This is a genomic window from Paracoccus sp. NBH48 (assembly GCF_015390265.1).
Taxonomy (GTDB): Bacteria; Pseudomonadota; Alphaproteobacteria; order Rhodobacterales; family Rhodobacteraceae; genus Paracoccus; species Paracoccus marcusii.
The window spans coordinates 223229-240905 of record NZ_VUOJ01000002.1; the positions used below are offsets into that span (position 1 = coordinate 223229).

General features: G+C 65.7%; 11 protein-coding genes and 7 pseudogenes. 9 read left to right on the forward strand and 9 right to left on the reverse strand.

Annotated features, from left to right (window positions below):
• Nucleotides 1–20 precede the first annotated feature (20 nt).
• Nucleotides 21–353 carry a hypothetical protein gene (locus F1642_RS04590; protein ID WP_045981713.1) on the forward strand — a complete coding sequence of 111 codons (333 nt, stop codon included), beginning with the start codon at nucleotides 21–23 and terminating at the stop codon, nucleotides 351–353.
• Between the two features lie 15 nt (nucleotides 354–368).
• Here F1642_RS04590 and F1642_RS04595 read toward each other — a convergent pair whose 3' ends face one another.
• Entirely contained in the window at nucleotides 369–1526 is a 1158-nt protein-coding gene (locus tag F1642_RS04595) for a BCCT family transporter (protein WP_194885594.1), read from the reverse strand.
• A 286-nt stretch (nucleotides 1527–1812) separates the two neighbouring features.
• Between F1642_RS04595 and F1642_RS15385 the strand changes: the two are divergent.
• Both F1642_RS15385 and F1642_RS15390 read left to right on the forward strand, forming a co-directional pair.
• Nucleotides 1813–2070, forward strand: a pseudogene (locus F1642_RS15385) (cation transporter); the annotation flags it as partial.
• 79 nt (nucleotides 2071–2149) lie between these two features.
• Nucleotides 2150–2701, forward strand: a complete 552-nt coding sequence (locus F1642_RS15390) for a cation diffusion facilitator family transporter (RefSeq protein ID WP_255522128.1) — start codon at nucleotides 2150–2152, stop codon at nucleotides 2699–2701.
• A 24-nt stretch (nucleotides 2702–2725) separates the two neighbouring features.
• Here F1642_RS15390 and xth read toward each other — a convergent pair whose 3' ends face one another.
• Both xth and F1642_RS04610 read right to left on the reverse strand, forming a co-directional pair.
• Nucleotides 2726–3511 (reverse strand): exodeoxyribonuclease III, encoded by a 786-nt coding sequence (gene xth, locus F1642_RS04605; RefSeq protein WP_194885595.1) that lies wholly within the window; start codon nucleotides 3509–3511, stop codon nucleotides 2726–2728.
• A gap of 588 nt (nucleotides 3512–4099) precedes the next feature.
• Nucleotides 4100–4424: pseudogene (locus F1642_RS04610) on the reverse strand (HesB/IscA family protein).
• A 74-nt stretch (nucleotides 4425–4498) separates the two neighbouring features.
• Here F1642_RS04610 and F1642_RS04615 point away from each other — a divergent pair.
• The 3 genes and pseudogenes from F1642_RS04615 to F1642_RS04625 all read left to right on the forward strand — a co-directional run bounded on the left by F1642_RS04615 (nucleotide 4499) and on the right by F1642_RS04625 (nucleotide 7006).
• Nucleotides 4499–5667, forward strand: a pseudogene (locus F1642_RS04615) (deoxyguanosinetriphosphate triphosphohydrolase).
• Between the two features lie 59 nt (nucleotides 5668–5726).
• Nucleotides 5727–6149 carry an OsmC family protein gene (locus F1642_RS04620; protein ID WP_045999588.1) on the forward strand — a complete coding sequence of 141 codons (423 nt, stop codon included), beginning with the start codon at nucleotides 5727–5729 and terminating at the stop codon, nucleotides 6147–6149.
• Nucleotides 6149–7006 carry a transglutaminase family protein gene (locus F1642_RS04625; protein WP_194885596.1) on the forward strand — a complete coding sequence of 286 codons (858 nt, stop codon included), beginning with the start codon at nucleotides 6149–6151 and terminating at the stop codon, nucleotides 7004–7006. Before F1642_RS04620 ends, F1642_RS04625 begins: the two co-directional genes overlap by 1 nt.
• Here the strand turns inward: F1642_RS04625 and F1642_RS04630 are convergent.
• Nucleotides 7003–8599, reverse strand: a pseudogene (locus F1642_RS04630) (peptide chain release factor 3). The gene F1642_RS04625 and the pseudogene F1642_RS04630 overlap by 4 nt on opposite strands.
• Nucleotides 8600–8759: 160 nt before the next feature.
• On the opposite strand from F1642_RS04630, the gene F1642_RS04635 reads away from it, so the two are divergent.
• Entirely contained in the window at nucleotides 8760–9671 is a 912-nt protein-coding gene (locus tag F1642_RS04635) for a hypothetical protein (protein WP_194885597.1), read from the forward strand.
• Nucleotides 9626–10150: a hypothetical protein gene (locus F1642_RS04640; protein ID WP_194885598.1), complete on the forward strand. Its 525-nt coding sequence runs from the start codon at nucleotides 9626–9628 to the stop codon at nucleotides 10148–10150. Before F1642_RS04635 ends, F1642_RS04640 begins: the two co-directional genes overlap by 46 nt.
• Before the next feature lie 5 nt (nucleotides 10151–10155).
• On the opposite strand, the gene F1642_RS04645 is transcribed toward F1642_RS04640, so the two are convergent.
• The 5 genes and pseudogenes from F1642_RS04645 to F1642_RS04665 form a co-directional block, all read right to left on the reverse strand.
• Nucleotides 10156–11820, reverse strand: a complete 1665-nt coding sequence (locus F1642_RS04645) for a formate--tetrahydrofolate ligase (protein WP_194885599.1) — start codon at nucleotides 11818–11820, stop codon at nucleotides 10156–10158.
• Nucleotides 11821–11823: 3 nt separating this feature from the next.
• Entirely contained in the window at nucleotides 11824–12249 is a 426-nt protein-coding gene (locus tag F1642_RS04650) for a universal stress protein (RefSeq protein WP_045981702.1), read from the reverse strand.
• A pseudogene (locus F1642_RS04655) lies at nucleotides 12242–15048 on the reverse strand (TRAP transporter permease). The gene F1642_RS04650 and the pseudogene F1642_RS04655 overlap by 8 nt, the downstream one beginning before the upstream one ends.
• Nucleotides 15049–15131: 83 nt before the next feature.
• A pseudogene (locus F1642_RS04660) lies at nucleotides 15132–16100 on the reverse strand (TAXI family TRAP transporter solute-binding subunit).
• 139 nt (nucleotides 16101–16239) lie between these two features.
• Nucleotides 16240–16831: pseudogene (locus tag F1642_RS04665) on the reverse strand (uracil-DNA glycosylase family protein).
• Between the two features lie 169 nt (nucleotides 16832–17000).
• Here F1642_RS04665 and F1642_RS04670 point away from each other — a divergent pair.
• Complete coding sequence (locus F1642_RS04670) at nucleotides 17001–17654, forward strand: ABC transporter ATP-binding protein (protein ID WP_045981699.1); 654 nt, start codon at nucleotides 17001–17003, stop codon at nucleotides 17652–17654.
• The last annotated feature ends 23 nt before the right edge of the window (nucleotides 17655–17677 follow it).

The following is a 17677-nucleotide window of genomic DNA, read 5'->3' on the forward strand; positions in this document are numbered from 1 at the left end:
CTTCCGACAGGAGGTTATTGATGAAGTGGCACCATGTTCAGGAAAACTGGGCGGCCTTCTATGAGGCGATCATCGACAAGTGGCCCGAGGCCGAGGATACCGAGCTGGACGAGATCGACGGCGACCAGCGCGCCTTCATCGCCTATCTGGTCGAGGTGACCGGCCAGGAGCCCGCCGAGATCCGCGAGGAGCTGCGCGAATGGCTGGTCGGAGAGATTCCGTCGGACGTCGTGATGGACCCCGTCCATGACAACCACTCGATCGCGCTGTCGTCGAAGTTCGTCAACGAGGGCGAGGACGAGTTCTCCGACGATTCGCGCTTTGGCGACGACGACAGCGACAAGGACGACTGAGAGGGCGTCCGCCCCCTATCCCGCGGCGGGGCGGCCGATGCCGCCCAGCTTGCCCATGTGCCGCGCCAGCAGCACATAGATCACCCCGTACAGCGCCGCGACGATCAGGCCGACCCACTGGATCTCGAACGGGGTGAAGACATAGGCGCCTACCAGACCCAGCTGCAGCAGGAAATGCAGCGGATAATAGCGCCGGTCCCCCAACGTCTCGCGCGACCAGTTCAGGTTCGTCGAATACAGCCGGATCAGGCTGTCCAGAGAGTTCACGACGAAGACCACACCGACAGCGATCATGAACCAGTTCAGCCAGCCGGGGATCACGATCCCGCCCTGGTGATAGACGAACAGCACGCTGAACCACAGCCCAAGGGGGATCGCCGGCAGGGCCACCATCGCCAGTGCCAGCTGCCAGACCCTCAGCCCGCCGACGAAGCGCGCGACGAACTGGCCGATCATGATCGACCACGCGAACCACCAGAACAGATAGAATTCGTGGTAATCCGAAATGGGCGTGGCAAAGCGCGGCAGATGCGCGAAGTACCCGCCCAGCAGGCCGACGCTGTCGAAGAAATCGCCCAGGCCCACGCGGCTGTAGACGAAGGCGATCATCGCCAATGCGGTGAAGGCCAGCATGCCGAACCCATAGCTGGAGATGATGGCCAGCCACTTCATCACCGCCATGTTGCCGCTGGACAGGACGGCGGTGGCGATCACCACCACGACCAGCGCCCAGACCGCGCCCTGCGGCAGGTCAGGGGCATAGGTCGGCAGGTTTGACATGAACAGATAGCAGGTGAACGAGCAGGTCGCGATGACCGTCAGATTGTAGACCCACTTGACCGCCGGGATCTGGAACAACTGCAGGCGCGGCTCCAGCGCGATGAAATAGAAGGTGGCCACGAAATACATCAGCCAGACCAGCGGCCCCCACATGCCGAATTCCACGGCCAGGGCATTGGTGAACCCGAAGGCGGGGTCCTCCTCATAGATCGGGAACTCCGCAAGGGGCAGCATGACCAGGCCCATGTCCAGGCCGGCAGTGAACAGCAGGGCGATCAGGGTGAACAGGCCGACGGGCTCTTCGCCCCGCAGCCGCAGGCGGGGCCAGCGGATCAGGACGAACAGCGCGCAGGCCAGCACGCTGAGATAGGCGACGGTGATGATTGGCGTCATGGGCGCAATCCTCCTTAGACAGATGAACGATCAGCGCCACAGTACAGCCGGGCATGTGGCCCGCTGCACGCGCATGATCACAGCCAAGTGGCCGCATGTTTCTTTGATACTCTAAGGATGCTTTATATTGAGTGACGGGTCAATCAACAAATGCAATGCGTGTCTATCCGGCACCCGAACGCCTATTGTGCGCAAATGGCTGCAACCGTGGCTTGAGATTTCACAAAGCATCTGCGACATGCTGCGCCTCATACCCATCCCGTCCATGGCCAAGGGGAACGATCTGATGTCCAGCAGCCTGAAAATCGCCGTCGGCAGCATCTTTGTCGGCTTGATCGTGCTTGGGCTGAAGACCCTGGCCTGGTACCTGACCGGGTCGGTGGCGCTGCTGTCGGACGCGTTGGAAAGCATCGTGAACGTGGCGACCGCGGTTGCGGCGCTGGTCGCGATCTCGGTGGCGCAACGACCGGCCGATCAGTCGCATCCCTATGGCCATCACAAGGCCGAATTCCTCAGCGCCGTTCTGGAAGGGGTGCTGATCATCGTGGCAGCCCTGCTGATCCTGCGCGAGGCGTGGCACGCCTTCCAGAACCCGCGCGAGATTTCAAGCCGTCGGCATGGGCATGGCCATCAACGCCAGCGCGGGCTTGCTGAACGCGATCTGGTGCAGCATCCTGATCCGTCAGGGGCGGCGGCTGCGCTCTCCCGCGCTGGTCGCGGACGGCAAGCACCTGCTGACGGACGTGGTGTCGTCGGGGGGCGTCCTGCTGGGCGTGGGGCTGGCGGGTGGCGACCGGCTGGTCGATCCTGGACCCGGCGCTGGCGATGCTGTGGGGGTGAACATCCTGTGGTCGGGATGGAAGGTCATGGCGTCTTCCGTCTCCGGCCTGCTGGACGAGGCCGTGCCTGAAAAGACGCTGGTGACCATCCGCGACATCATCTCGGACAAGGCCAGCGGCGCGCTGGAGGCGCATGACCTGCGCACCCGTCATGCGGGCGCCGTCACCTTCATCGACTTTCACCTGGTCGTGGACGGCCAGACCACCGTGTCGGACGCCCATGACATCTGCGACCGGGTCGAGGCCAGCCTGAAGGCCAAGCTGCCCGACGCCCAGATCACCATCCATGTCGAACCGGAACACAAGGCCAAGCATTCCGGCGTTCTGGTGATCTGACCCGCCGCCGGGCGCCGCCTGCCGTCAGGCGGCCATGCGCACCCAGACCGGGACGTGGTCACTTGGTTTTTCACCGGCCCGCGCATCGCGGTCGACGCCCGTCTCGATCATCAGGTCGGCCGCCTGGGGCGAGAGCAGCAGATGGTCGATGCGGATGCCGTTGTCACGCTCCCACGCGCTGCCCTGATAGTCCCAGAAGGTGAACGGCCCGCGCGTGGCCCAGGGGTCGCGGATGCGCACCGCATCGGTCCAGCCTTGATTCACGATGGCCCGGAACGCCGCCCGGCTTTGCGGCAGGAACAGCGCATCCTCGGTCCAGCGGTCGGATGGGGCGGCGTCGCGCGGCTCGGGAATGATGTTGTAGTCGCCCAGCATCACCACCGGCAACTCGGATGCCAGCAATTCCGCCGCGCGCAGGCGCAGGCGTTCCATCCATGCCAGCTTGTAGTCGTATTTCGGCCCCGGTGCGGGGTTGCCGTTGGGCAGGTACAGCCCGGCGATACGCACCGCATGGGTGCCGACCACGGTCGCCTCGATATAGCGGGCCTGCTCATCGGCATCGTCGCCGGGCAGGCCGCGGGTCACGTCCTCCAACGGCAGCCGAGACAGGATCGCCACGCCGTTGAAGCCCTTCTGGCCGTGGGTTTCCACCTGCCATCCCAAGTCCTGGAAATGCTCGCGCGGGAACCCCTCGTCCACGGATTTGATTTCCTGCAGCACGACCAGATCGGCATCGGTCGAGGCCAGCCAGTCGGTCAGGGCCTGCACGCGGGCCTTGACGCCATTGATGTTGAAGCTTGCGATTTTCATGGGCGGCATCTTTTAGCGCCGCCTGCGCGTTTGGCAACACGAACCGGAAAGGGGCCGCGATGATCCGACTGCTGATCCTGCTGATGGTCCTGCCCGTGGCGGCCACCGCGCGCCGGTCACCGGGCTGCTGGAAAAGGCAAGCCCCCTGCCCGCGACGATCCCACTGCAGGTCCGCGCCCCCGCCGACATGGATCACGCGATCATCCTGACGGATGACCAAGGCACGCCCGTCATCAGCGGCTATCTGCGCGGCGGCGCGGGTCCTGCGGCTGCTGGTGCCGCCGGGAGATCACCGCCTGACGGTGGCCAGCGGGCCCGCGCAGGACTGGCAGGGTCTGCCCGACTTGTTCGGCGCGCCTGCCATCGCGTCGCCGCAGCCCCTGCCCTTCTTCATCGATGGCACGCGGCGCGAGGGGCAGGCGATCACGCTGTCGAAAGACGGTGACGGCCTGCGGATCACCGACCGGCAGAACCGTGTCATCTGTCAGAACGCCGGATGGGAAACCACGCGCGTCGTCAAGACGCTGCCCTCGGGACGCAGTTCCGTTATGTGGAGCGGCGACTGGACCCGCGCAGCATCCCCTGCGACTAGATCGAGAAGCTGGTCCCGCAGCCGCAGCTGGCCGTGGCGTTCGGGTTGTCGATCACGAAGCGCGCGCCGATCAGCTCGTCGGTGAAATCGATGACCGCCCCCCGCCAGATAGGGCAGCGACACCGGATCGACGACGACCTTCTGTCCCGATTTCTCCAGGATCAGATCGTCGGTTTCGGGCGCGTCCAGGCGGATGTCGTACTGAAACCCGGAACATCCCCCGCCCAGCACCGCGATGCGCAGCGGTACCGGGTCCTTGCCCGCATTGATCTGGGACAGGCGGTCAAAGGCGCGGTCGGTCACTTTGGGCGGCAGGTTCATGGGGCGTTCCCGTTTTCGTCTGGTCGCATCAAATATAGGGTCCGGCGGGTGAACCCGCAAGGAAGGCTGACCCCGTGACCGCACTCGCGCCCTATGCCTGCCATCCGCAAGACAGCCGCGGGCGATTGCAGGACGAAAGCCTGTCCACCTTCCGGTCGCCCTGGCAACGCGACCGCGACCGCATCATCCATTCCAGCGCCTTCCGCCGGCTGAAACACAAGACCCAGGTCTTTGTCGAGCATGATGGCGAAGGCTATCGCGGCGACTATTTCCGCACCCGCCTGACCCACACGATCGAGGTCGCGCAGGTCGCGCGCACCATCGCCGGGGCGCTGCACCTGAACACCGACTTGGCCGAGACCCGTAGCCCTGGCCCATGATCTGGGCCACCCGCCCTTTGGTCATACCGGAGAGGACGCGCTGTCCGCGCTGATGGCGCCCTATGGCGGGTTCGACCACAACGCGCAGGCGCTGCGCATCGTCACCAAGCTGGAACGCCACTATGCCGATTTCGACGGGCTGAACCTGACCTGGGAAAGCCTGGAAGGCATCGCCAAGCACAACGGCCCAGTGACCGGGCCGCTGCCCTATGCCCTGGCCGAGGTGAACGCGCTGTGGGATCTGGAACTGCACACCAATGCCAGCGCCGAGGCGCAGGTGGCGGCGGTGGCCGACGACGTGGCCTACAATCACCACGACCTGCATGACGGGCTGCGCGCGGGGCCTGTTCACCGAGGACGATCTGGTGGAACTGCCCGTGATCGGCCCGGCCTTTGCCGAGGTCGACCGCCTGTATCCCGGCCTGGACCCCACGCGGCGCCGCTACGAGGCGCTGCGCCGCGTCTTCGGCGTCATGGTCGAGGACGTGATCGCCGTTGCCCAGAACCGGCTTGCCGGGCTGCAGCCGCGATCGGCGGACGACATCCGCGCGATGGACGGGGCGATCATCCGCTTTTCCAAGCCGCTGTACCAGAACATCAAGGCGATCAAGTCCTTCCTGTTCCAGCGCATGTATCGCGCGCCCTCGGTCGTCGTCGAACGTACCCATGTCACGCAGATGCTGAACGACCTGTTTCCGCTGTACCTGGATCATCCCGACCGCCTGCCCGACCAGTGGCGCGACGCGGCCATGCGCCTGAACGATCCGACCGAACGCGCGCGTCTTGTGCTGGATTACGTCGCAGGGATGACCGACCGCTATGCGATTGCGGAACATCAACGTCTGATTCAGCCACAGTCCTGAACCTTGGATGGTGTTGCCGCGTTGGGCGGGCAACATTGACCAAGAAAAGGATGGATCAAATGATTACCCGCACCGGATCGGCTGAATGGACTGGCGGCCTGAAAGAGGGCAAGGGCCAGGTTTCGACCAAGTCGGGCGCGCTGTCGGCGCAGCCCTACGGCTTCAACACCCGCTTCGAGGACAAGCCCGGCACCAACCCCGAGGAACTGATCGGCGCCGCGCATGCGTCGTGCTTCTCGATGGCGCTGGCGATGATGCTGGAGCAGGAAGGCATCTCGGGCGTGTCGATCAAGACCAAGTCCGACATCTCGATGGACAAGGAAGGCGACGGTTTTGCCGTCAAGAAGGCCCACCTGACCACGACCATCACCGCTGATGCGGACCAGGCGAAGATCCTCGAAGTCGCCGAAAAGGCGAAGGAAGGCTGCCCGATCAGCAAGCTGCTGAATGCCGAAATCACGATGGACGCATCGGTTTCCTAATGCGCGTCCGGGTCGGTCACGAGTTCCGTATCAAGGTCGAGCAGCCGACCCCCCTCATCTGCCTTGTCGCCCCCGAGGCGGCACGGCACGACGATTTCACAGCCTCCGAACAGGTCACGACCGATCCTCATGTCGACGTGCATGAGTACCGCGACCTGTTCGGAAACATCTGCCGCCGCATGGTCGCCCCTGCGGGCGAATTTGTCCTTCGTGGCGATGTGACCCTGAATGACGACGAAATGTGGGACGATGTCGATTTCGCGGCCCAGGAAACGCGGGTCGAGGATCTGCCCGACGATGCGCTGATCTACCTGATGGCGTCCCGCTATGTCGAAAGCGACGTCCTGTCCCAGCAGGCATGGGACCTGTTCGGTCATCTGCAGCCGGGCTGGGGCCGTGTCCAGGCAGTGCTGGACCATGGCCACAAGGTGCTGACATTCGATTACGGCACGGCGTCGGTCTTTCGCACTGCCCATGATGCCAGCAAGGGCGGCATGGCCGTCTGCCGCGATTTCGCGCACCTGGCGCTGGCCTATCTGCGGGCGCTGAACATCCCGGCCCGCTATGTGAACGGCTATGTCGGCGATATCGGCGTGCCCAAGGTCGATGCGCCGATGGATTTCGCCGCCTGGATCGAGGTCTACCTATCTGGCCGCTGGTGGACGTTCGACCCGCGCAATAACGAACGCCGCCTTGGCCGCGTCGTCGTCGCACGGGGCCGCGATGCCGCCGATGTGGCGATGCTGGCCAGCTTTGGCCCGCATCAGCTGTTGGACTTCACCGTCTGGTGCCACCCGGTCGACGAGACCGGGCAGGAGTTGGACGGCATGGCCTTCGGTCAGGAGCCCCGGCGCTAGACCATCATCTCCTTGGTCGCGGTCAGCCTCAGGTCCGGGTGATCGCGACCGATCCGGTCGATGTCCCATTGCAGGCGGGTCAGATAGACCAGATCGCCGTCATGGTCATGGGCCAGATGCGCCTTGTTCGTTTCGGCGAAGGCATCGACCACCGATTTGGCGCCACTGACCCAACGGGCGCTGGTGAACTGGCTACCCTCGAACCGCACCGGGATGCCGTATTCCAGCTCGATCCGGCTGGCCAGCACCTCGAACTGCAGCGCGCCCACGACACCCACGATGAAGCCCGATCCGATCGCGGGCTTGAAGACCTTGGCGGCCCCCTCCTCGGCGAACTGCATCAGCGCCTTTTCCAGATGCTTGGCCTTCATAGGGTCCGTCGCGCGCACCGTCTGCAGCAGCTCGGGCGCGAATGACGGAATGCCTGTAAACCGCAGCGTCTCTCCCTCGGTTAGGGCGTCGCCGATGCGCAGCTGGCCGTGGTTCGGAATGCCGATGATGTCGCCGGCCCAGGCCTCCTCGGCCAGTTCGCGGTCGGCGGCCAGGAACAGAACCGGGTTCGACACCGCCATCGGTTTCTTCGTGCGGACGTGGACCATCTTCATGCCACGTTCGAAATGTCCCGATGCCAGCCGAACAAAAGCCACGCGGTCGCGGTGCTTGGGATCCATGTTGGCCTGAACCTTGAACACGAAGCCGGTCACGGTGTTCTCGTCCGGGGGAAATCTCGCGCTCGGCACTGTTCTGGGGCTGCGGCGGCGGGCCATAGGTGCTGATGCCCTGCATCAACTCCTGCACGCCAAAGCTGTTGATCGCGCTGCCGAACCAGATGGGCGTCATGTGCCCCTCCAGGAACGACCGCTGGTCGAAGGTCGGCAGCAGCTCGCGGGCCATCTCGACCTCCTCGCGCAGCTTGGCCAACAGGTCGGCGGGAACGTGATCGGCCAGCCGCGGGTCGTCCAGCCCCTTCATCGAGATCGACTGCGCCACCTTGTTGCGGTCGGCCCGGTCCATCAGTTCCAGCCGGTCGCCCAGCATGTCATAGCAGCCGATGAACTCTCGCCCCACGCCGATCGGCCAGGATGCCGGTGCCACGTCGATGGCCAGGTTTTCCTGGATCTCGTCGATGATCTCGAACGTGTCGCGGGATTCGCGGTCCATCTTGTTGCAGAAGGTCAGGATCGGCAGATCGCGCAGGCGGCAGACCTCGAACAGCTTGCGGGTCTGCGATTCGACACCCTTGGCCCCGTCGATGACCATGATCGCCGCATCCACCGCGGTCAGCGTCCGATAGGTATCCTCGGAAAAGTCGCTGTGGCCCGGCGTATCCACCAGGTTGAAGCGATGTCCGTCAAAATCGAACGACATCGCCGACGCGGACACCGAGATGCCGCGATCCTGCTCCATCTTCATGAAATCCGACCGCGTGCGCCGCGCCTCGCCCTTTGCGCGCACCTGCCCGGCCATCTGGATGGCGCCACCGTACAGCAGGAACTTCTCTGTCAGCGTTGTCTTGCCGGCATCGGGATGCGAGATGATCGCAAAGGTCCGGCGGCGGGCGATTTCGGGTGGAAGCTGGGGGCGGTTTGTCATGCCGCCGCTTTATCCTGCGCGCGCGTCCGACGCAATTCCCGGCATCATGCCGCCAATGGCGCGAATTGTCTGCATCCGGTTCTTGAACCCGCGCGTCCTTGTCGCATGATCAACCGCGAAACGGACGAGGGCGCAGATGGACGGATCATGGGACCAATTGATGCGGCTGCTGTCCAACCGCGGCCTTGAATGGCTGCGCCAGCGCATCATGGCCCTGCCCGATCCCTGCCCGCTGGATCATCCCGACATCGGCGCGCTGGCGCTGGTGGGACAGATCGCACCGGTGCTGTCGGGCCTGCGCGGGCGCATCTCTCCGATCGAGGTGATCGTGCTGCGTCGCCTGACGCCCGATCTGGTTCGCCAGGGCGCCTTGCGCGTTCTTGACGGCGCGCGGGACGATGCGCTGGTCCGTCTGACGCTGGCGGGCGGTCTGGTCGCCCAGACGGACCCCCTGTGGCAACTGGCCTGCGAGGCGCTGGCCGACGACCCCGCCCTGCCCCTGCCGCACAGGTTGGCGCTGTCCGACGACCCCGTCCTGCTGGCACAGGCCGAGGCCGTGCTGACCATGCCCCCGACCTCGATCACCCTCGATCACGTGGCACAGGTGGCGCAGCTGCTGATGCAGCTTTATCATCATGGCGCGCGGCGTCCCCGCCTGTCCCACCCGCGCGCCTATACGCTGATCTTCGACCACCTGAGGATGCTGGCAACCTGGGCCCAGGGCGCGGGATGCACGGGGTCGGTTGCCCGGATCGCGTTTTGCCTGCGGCTGCTGGACGACGACCACCCGGTGGCGGACATGCTGTCCGACCTGATCCAGGTCCAGCGGCCCGACGGATCATTTCCCGTCAAGCTGGGATTTGCCACCGCGGACCAGACGTTCGCGGATGCGGTCCAGCGACGGTCCATGTGGCGATGGCGCTGCACATGGCGGCGTGGAAACGCTGGCGCGGTCCCGCGCCCGTCTGGCTGCAGCCCCATCCCGTCCAGGCCACCGCCCGCCAGCTGGCCGACCGGATCGCCGCGATGGACATCCCCAAGGCGCAGGCCCTGCACGCGGCAACCAGCCTGACCCGCGCGACCGGAGAGAACTGGTTCGCCCGCCTGTCCCCCGCGCGCCAGGCGGTGCCCGATGACCTGACCCGATTGGGACGCATCTGCTTTCGCGACGCGGTCGCGGCCCGGCATCTGCGCGCATGGCTTGGCCTGACGCGTCACGGTAACCGCCCGTCCGGCCTGGACGGACCCGAGGCCGCCTGGCTGACCGGGCGCATCGTGGCCATCGCGACCCCCCTGCCGGATGCCGTGATGCGGCTGTGGGACCGCGCCGCGCTGGCCGGTGACCTCGCGGCCTTCACCGACTGCGCGCGCATCGCGCAGCATCACGGGGACGGCCCGGCCAGCCCCGCAGTCCGCGCCATGACCCGCCGCCTGTGCGTCGAGGCGCTGACGGAGGATGCGCCCCTGTCCCGGATGCTGGACTGCCTGGATCGCCTGACCCTGCTGTCCCGCCTGTTCGAACCGGAAGCCAAGGCCGCGGCCGCCGCCTGATCGCGTCAGAACAATCCCTCGACCTGTCCCAGATCGTCCAGCCGGATGACCTCGGCTGCGGGATGGCGCGGCAGGCCCGGCATGGTCATGATCTGCCCGCAGATCGCCACGACAAAGCCCGCGCCCGCGTTCAGCCGCACCTCTCGCACCGGGATGACATGCCCGGTGGGCGCGCCGCGCAGGTCCGGATCGGTCGAAAAGCTGTACTGGGTCTTGGCGATGCAGACCGGCATATGCCCATGGCCCGCCGCCTGCCACGCGGCCAGCTGATCCATGACGCCGGGACCGGGTTCGACCCGCGCAGCGCGATGAATATGGGTGCAGACCGTCTGGATCTTGTCCCACAGCGGCATCGCGTCGGGGTAAAGCGGCGCGAATGCCGCAGGCTGTTCCGCCAGGGCGACGACCGCGCGGGCCAGATCTTCGGCTCCGGCGCCACCCATGGCCCAGTGCCGCGCCAGAATGGCCTGCACCCCCTGTTCGGCGCAATAGTCCTGCAGGGCCGCGATCTCGGCCGGGGTGTCGCCGTCGAAATGGTTCAGCGCAACGACGACCGGCAGCCCAAAGCTGCGGATGTTCTCGATGTGCCGGCCCAGATTGGCGCAGCCCGCGGTGACCGCCGCGGCGTCTTCCGCCGCCAGATCGGCCTTGGCCACGCCGCCGTTCATCTTCAGCGCCCGCACCGTGGCCACCAGCACGACGGCCGCCGGCGCAAGCCCCGCAAGGCGGCACTTGATGTTCAGGAACTTCTCGGCCCCCAGATCGGCGCCGAAGCCCGCTTCGGTCACCACGTAATCGGACATGCGAAGGGCGGCACGGGTCGCGATGACGCTGTTGCAGCCATGAGCGATATTGGCGAAGGGGCCGCCGTGAACCAGCGCCGGGTTGTTCTCCAGCGTCTGGACCAGGTTCGGCTGCAACGCGTCCTTTAGCAGAACGGTCATTGCGCCGTCCGCCTGCAGATCGCGCGCGGTGACGGGTTGGCGGTCGCGGGTATAGCCCACGACGATCCGGCCAAGCCGGTCCTGCAGATCGGCCAAATCACGCGACAGGCACAGGATCGCCATCACCTCGGACGCGACGGTGATGTCGAAACCGGTCTGGCGCGAAAACCCGTTCGCCGGACCGCCCAGCCCCACGACCACATCGCGCAACGCGCGGTCGTTCATGTCCATAACCCGCCGCCAGGTGATGCGGCGCGTGTCCAGGTCAAGCGCATTGCCCCAGTGGATGTGGTTGTCGATCATCGCGGCCAGCAGATTGTGCGCCGAGGTGATGGCATGGAAATCGCCGGTGAAATGAAGGTTCATCTCCTCCATCGGCACGATCTGCGCGCGCCCGCCCCCGGCCGCCCCGCCCTTCATGCCGAAGTTCGGGCCCAAGCTGGCCTCGCGGATGCAGATGGTGGCACGGTGGCCGATCCGGTTCAGCGCATCGCCCAGACCCACGGTCGTGGTGGTCTTGCCCTCTCCCGCAGGGGTCGGGTTGATGGCGGTGACCAGGATCAGACGTCCTTCGGGCCCGCTTAGACCGGCCAGCGCGTCATGGGTGATCTTGGCCTTGTCATGACCATAGGGCAGGATCTGATCCGGCGTCAGGCCAAGACGGGCGGCGATGTCGTTGATCGGCCGCTTGGTCGCGGCGCGCGCGATCTGAAGGTCGGTCTGCATGTCCTAGCGCACCACCATGACCGAGACCGGCGAATGGCGGACGACCGCATTGGCATCGCGGCTGACCAGGATGCTGCGCAGCTCGTCCGGCTTGTCGCTGGCCATCACGATCAGGTCCGCCTTGTGCCGGGCCGCGGCCTTGAGGATCGTCTCGGCCACATGCCCGTGGCCGACATGCACCTGCACGCGCGACTGGTCGGGGAAATGCTGGCTGGCGAAATCGTCCAGTGCGCCCTTCATCTTCTGCAGGGCCTTCTGTTCGTACCCCTTGGGCAGGAAGGTCGCTACCATCGAGCTGCCGAAATCATGCACGATCCCCAGCAGGTGGATCACGCCCCGGTCCCCCGCCAGCCGCATCGCGGCCGGCAGGGCCTTTTCCCAGCTTTCAGGATGCTGAAGGTCGATCGGCAACAGCACGACGTCATGCATGGCGCGGTCCTTTCACGGGCTGGGGGCGCGTCTCGCGCCGACGCTGCGACCAGATCACCAACCCCATCAGCAGGAAGGCCGGGATATAGATCCAGTACCGCGACGGCGCCGCCGCCGGGGCGTTCACGGCAAGCACGGTCTGATCCCAGTCCAGCCCCGCCGCCTGCGCCGGGCTGTCGAACGCCACGTTATCGATCAGCGTGCGATCACCGTCCTGGATCAGGGTGATGCCCGCGGCCTCCAGCCGTTCCTCTCCGGTGGCGCCTTCGGGGACGGGCAGCAGGGCCGTGAACTCAACAGGGTTGCCGATGTCGTTCAGCCCGGCGATGCGCAGGCGCAGGCCGTCGCCGACCTCGCTGTCCTCCAGCGCCTGGACCAGTTCCGCGCCCGAACGCTCCTCGAACGGCGGGAAGACGTAGCCCCAGGAGAAGCCGGGCCGGAAGATGGTAAAGGCGATCACCAGCAGCAGGACCGTCTCCCACAGCTTGCTGCGGACCAGGAACCAGCCCTGGGTCGCGGCCGCGAACAGCAGCATCGCGATGGTCGCCGTGATGAAGACGAAGATCCCCTGCCCCCAGCCCACGTCGATCAGCAGCAGATCGGTGTTGAAGATGAACAGGAACGGCAGGACCGCCGTGCGCATGCTGTAGCCGAATGCGACGACCCCGGTCTTGATCGGATCGCCTCCCGACACGGCGGCCGCGGCAAAGGATGCAAGGCCCACGGGCGGGGTCACGTCGGCCATGATGCCGAAGTAGAACACGAACAGGTGCACCGCGATCAGCGGCACGATCAGCCCGTTCTGCTGTCCAAGCGTCACGATGACCGGCGCCAGCAGTGCCGAGACGACGATATAGTTCGCCGTCGTGGGCAGACCCATCCCCAGAATCAGCGACAGGACCGCGGTCAGGCCAAGGATGGCCAGCAGATGGCCGCCCGACAGGACCTCGACCACCTCGGCCAGGGCCGATCCGACGCCGGTCTGGCTGACCGCACCCACGATGATGCCCGCGGTCGCCGTGGCGATGCCGATGCCGATCATGTTGCGTGCGCCCGAGATCAGCCCGTCCACCAGATCGTCGAACCCCGCCCGCAATGCGCGCCCGGTGCGGGCGTTTCCGGTGCGGTCGGACCCGCGCAGCAGCACCATCAGCGGTCGCTGCGTCAGCAGGATGAAGATCATGTAGGCGGTGGCCCAGAAGGCCGACAGGCCCGGCGACAGGCGGTCGACCATCAGCGCCCAGACCAGCACGACCACCGGCAGGATGAAGTGCAGACCCGACCGGACCGTCGGCCCCGGCAGCGGCAGTTCCGTCACCGGCGCGTTGGGATCGTCGATCTGCAGCGGCTCCTCGCGCGATGCGACCCACAGCAGGCCGACATAGGCCGCCGTCAGGACGGCAAAGACCACGTAGGGGGCGGCCGCACCGAATGCGGGCCGGATCCAGCCCATCAGATAATAGACCGCCAGCGACAGCGCGCAGATGCCCGCGATCAGGAAGGCCGCGAACATCAGCCGGCGCAGCAGCGGCGGCGGCGTATAGGCGCGCGGCAGGCCCTGCATCCCGGCCTTCATGGCCTCCAGATGCACGATGTAGACCAGTGCGATATAGCTGATCGTGGCAGGCAGGATGGCGTGCTTGACCACGTCGAAATAGGGAATGCCCACATATTCGACCATCAGGAAGGCTGCGGCGCCCATGACGGGCGGCATGATCTGGCCGTTGACCGACGACGCGGTTTCGACCGCCCCGGCCTTTTCGCTGGAAAAGCCCACCTTCTTCATCAGCGGGATGGTAAAGGTACCGGTGGTGACCACGTTGGCGATGGACGAGCCCGAGATCAGGCCGGTCATGGCGCTGCTGACCACGGCGGCCTTGGCAGGCCCGCCGCGCAGGTGGCCCATCAGCGAAAAGGCGACCTGGATGAAATAGTTGCCCGCGCCCCGCCTTGTCCAACAGCGCGCCGAACAGCACGAACAGGAACACGAAGCTGGTCGATACCCCAAGGGCGATGCCGAACACGCCTTCGGTCGTGACCCACTGGTGGTTGGCGACCTCGGCCAGGGAATTGCCGCGATGCGCGATGATCGACGGCATGTAGGGGCCCAGGAAGGTATAGGCCAGAAACACCGTGGCCACGATCATCAGGGCAGGCCCAAGGCTGCGGCGCGTGGCCTCCAGCAGCAGCAGGATGCCCACGACCGCCACGATCAGGTCAGTGGTGATCGGCGCGCCGACCCGGCGGCCAAGGGCATCGCTGTTGATAAAGACGTACATGGTGACGACCACGCCGGCCAGCGCCAGCAGCCATTCCCATGGCGGAACGCGGGTCTTGGGACTGCCCAGCAGCACGGCCGCAACGACGCCCGCCCCGGCCAGTGCCAGCCACCACAGCGGCATCGCGGCGGGCGCGCCATAAATGAACAGCCCGGACAGGATCACCGGAACCGAAACACCAAGGGCCAGCTGGAAGGGCGATTTTTTCAGCAGGATAGGCCATGAAAGCCAGAAACAGCGCGAAGGCCAGATGGACCGCGCGGGCATCCGTGGCGCTGATGATGGCAAAATTCAGCATGAAGGGCAGCGGCGAGGCAATCCACAGCTGGAACAGCGACCAGCACAGGGCCACCCCCAGGATCAGCTTGCCCACGAAACCCGGCGGAGTGCGCGCGCCCGTGTCCGACGAGGCGACCAGTTCGTCCAGTTCCTCCTGGGTCAGGGCGCCATGGCCCGACGCCTGCATCTCGACCGCGCTGGCCTGCTGCTGACGTTCCCTGGTCTTGTCGTCGTCGCTCATCACGGCACCCCCTGCGATGCATCTTGTTGTTCGTTGGTCATGATGAAGGGCGGCCCGATGGGGCCGCCCCGGTCAGGCCTGGATTACTGGATCCAGCCCTGTTCGCGATAGTAGCGCTCGGCACCGGGGTGCAGGGGCGCGCTGTTGCCGTCGGCGATCATCTCCTCGGGGGTCAGCGAGGCGAAGGCCGGGTGCAGACCCTTGAAGCGATCGAAGTTGTCGAAGACCGCCTTGACGACCTGGTACACCGTCTCGTCCGGGATCGCGGCCGAGGTCACGAAGGTCCGCCTTGACGCCGAAGGTCTCGGTGTCGTCGTCGTTGCCGGCATACATGCCGCCGGGGATCACGACCTTGGAGTAGAACGGATTGTCCGCGATCAGCTTGTCGATCGCCTCGCCGGACACGTCGACCAGGGTCGCGTCCACGGTCGAGGTCGCTTCCTGGATCGAACCGTTGGGATGGCCAACGGTATAGCTGATGGCATCGACCTGGTTGTCGCCCAGGGCAGCCGACTGTTCGGCGGGGCGCAGTTCCGACGACAGCGCAAAGTCGTCCATGCTCATGCCCATGGCTTCCAGGACGACCTCGAACGTGCCGCGCGATCCGGAACCGGGGTTGCCGACGTTGACGCGCTTGCCTGCCAGGTCGGTAAAGGTCTCGACGCCGCTGTCGGCGCGGGCAACGACGGTAAAGGGCTCGGGGGTGGGACGGCGAACACGGCGCGCAGGTCGGTGAAGGCATCGCCCTCATAGTCCGAGCTGCCGTTATAGGCGTGGAACTGCCAGTCGGACTGGGCCACGCCCATCGTCATGCCGCCGGACCGGATCTGGTTGATGTTGTCGATGGACCCGCCGGTCGCAGGCGCGGTGCAGCGTAGGCCGGTGGTCGCGGTGTCACGGTTCACCAAGCGGCAGATCGACTGCCCCACAACGTAATAGACGCCCGTCTGGCCGCCGGTGCCGATGGTGATGAACTGTTCTTCCTGCGCCATCAGCGGCGTGGCACCCAGTGCCATGGCGGTGCTCAGCAGGATCGGTTTCAATTTACCCATGTCGGCGTCTCCCTAACGATGATTGGCGGGAAGGCATGACAGGCGCGTTCCCGCTGGATGGTCTTAATCGTCACGGATGCGTGTGCGAAACACAAGCCCGCACGGCCACAAAGCGTCCCGGGCGTGGACCTGGCCTTGATCAGCCCAGCAGGGTCGCCACCCGGTCCCGCAGCACGGGCAGCAGGTCGGTCGCGAACCACGGATTGGCGCGCAGCCATCCGGTGTTGCGCCAGCTGGGATGGGGCAGCGGAAACACCGCCGGCGCATGGGTGCGCCAGTCTCGGACGGTCTGCGTCACGTTTCGCGCGCCCAGATGCCACCGCATCGCGTGCCCGCCGACCAGCAGGGTCAGCTGCGGGTTCAGCTGGTCCATCACCTGCCGCCGCCACGTCGCCGCGCAGATGGGCGGGGGCGGCAGGTCCGCTCCCTTGGCGTCGTAACCTGGAAAGCAGAAGGCCATCGGCCACGATCGAGATCCGGTCGCGGTCATAGAAGGTGTCGGGCTCCACCCCCATCCAGTCGCGCAGCCTGTCGCCGGAACGGTCGGTGAAGGGCCGCCCGCTGTCATGGACCCGTGCCCCCGGCGCCTGCCCCACGATCAGGATGCGCGTTCCCGGCCGGAACCAGACCACCGGTCGGGGCGCATGGCGCGTGGCGGTCACGGCAAAGCGGTCCGCGCACAGCCTGCAGGCACGGATACGGTCGGCCAGCGGGGCGTCGTGATCATACATGCGTCGCATTTATGGCGAAATTGCGGCGATATAAGGCTGGTCAGATCACAAATTATCGGGCCCGATGGCAAGACTGGACACCCCGTCCGCCCCACCCTAATGTCGCCTTGGCAGTCGAGGCACCCGGCATGGCACGCCTCGTGCCGAAACGCGTTGGTATAACAAGGCCATGCTTGAATTCGACAATGTGTCCAAATCCTTCTGGACCGGCAAGCAGCACAAGATCATCCTCGAGCAGGCCTCGTTCAGGGTCGAGCTGGGGCAATCGCTTGGCATCCTGGCCCCCAACGGCACCGGCAAGACCACCCTGGTGAACATGATGTGCGGGCTGGAAAAGCCCGACGAAGGCAAGATCCGCCGCGAATGCCGCATCTCGTTTCCCCTGGGGTTCATGGGCGGCCTGGTCACGCGCCACACCGGCAACGAGAACGCGCGTTACATCGCGCGCATCTATGGGCTGGACCCTGATTACGTCGCGGCCTTCACGCGGTGGCTGTGCGACATCCACGAATATTTCGACATGCCGGTCGGCACCTATTCCACGGGCATGCGGCAACGGTTCAACTTCTCGCTGCTGCTGGCGCTGGATTTCGACATCTACCTGATCGACGAGGGCATGCCCCAGACCACGGATGTGGAATTCAATCGGAAGGCCGGTCGCGTCCTGTTCGAGCGGCTTCAGACCGCGACCACGGTGATCGTGTCCCACCAGCCCAGCACGATCGAAAAGTTCTGCAACCGCGCCGCGATCCTGCGTGATGGCAGGCTGTATCTGTTCGAGACCCTCGACGAGGCCAAGCAATATTATGACTACACCTCCTAAAGCGCGCCGGTACAACACGCAGG

What these genes read in the sequence shown, in the direction of transcription:
- F1642_RS04590 (WP_045981713.1), top strand. Translation starts at nt 21, where the DNA reads ATGAAGTGGCACCATGTTCAGGAAAACTGGGCGGCCTTCTATGAGGCG.
- F1642_RS04595 (WP_194885594.1), bottom strand. Translation starts at nt 1,526, where the DNA reads ATGACGCCAATCATCACCGTCGCCTATCTCAGCGTGCTGGCCTGCGCG.
- F1642_RS15390 (WP_255522128.1), top strand. Translation starts at nt 2,150, where the DNA reads ATGGCCATCAACGCCAGCGCGGGCTTGCTGAACGCGATCTGGTGCAGC.
- xth (WP_194885595.1), bottom strand. Translation starts at nt 3,511, where the DNA reads ATGAAAATCGCAAGCTTCAACATCAATGGCGTCAAGGCCCGCGTGCAG.
- F1642_RS04620 (WP_045999588.1), top strand. Translation starts at nt 5,727, where the DNA reads ATGATTACCCGCACCGGATCGGCTGAATGGACTGGCGGCCTGAAAGAG.
- F1642_RS04625 (WP_194885596.1), top strand. Translation starts at nt 6,149, where the DNA reads ATGCGCGTCCGGGTCGGTCACGAGTTCCGTATCAAGGTCGAGCAGCCG.
- F1642_RS04635 (WP_194885597.1), top strand. Translation starts at nt 8,760, where the DNA reads ATGCGGCTGCTGTCCAACCGCGGCCTTGAATGGCTGCGCCAGCGCATC.
- F1642_RS04640 (WP_194885598.1), top strand. Translation starts at nt 9,626, where the DNA reads ATGGACATCCCCAAGGCGCAGGCCCTGCACGCGGCAACCAGCCTGACC.
- F1642_RS04645 (WP_194885599.1), bottom strand. Translation starts at nt 11,820, where the DNA reads ATGCAGACCGACCTTCAGATCGCGCGCGCCGCGACCAAGCGGCCGATC.
- F1642_RS04650 (WP_045981702.1), bottom strand. Translation starts at nt 12,249, where the DNA reads ATGCATGACGTCGTGCTGTTGCCGATCGACCTTCAGCATCCTGAAAGC.
- F1642_RS04670 (WP_045981699.1), top strand. Translation starts at nt 17,001, where the DNA reads ATGCTTGAATTCGACAATGTGTCCAAATCCTTCTGGACCGGCAAGCAG.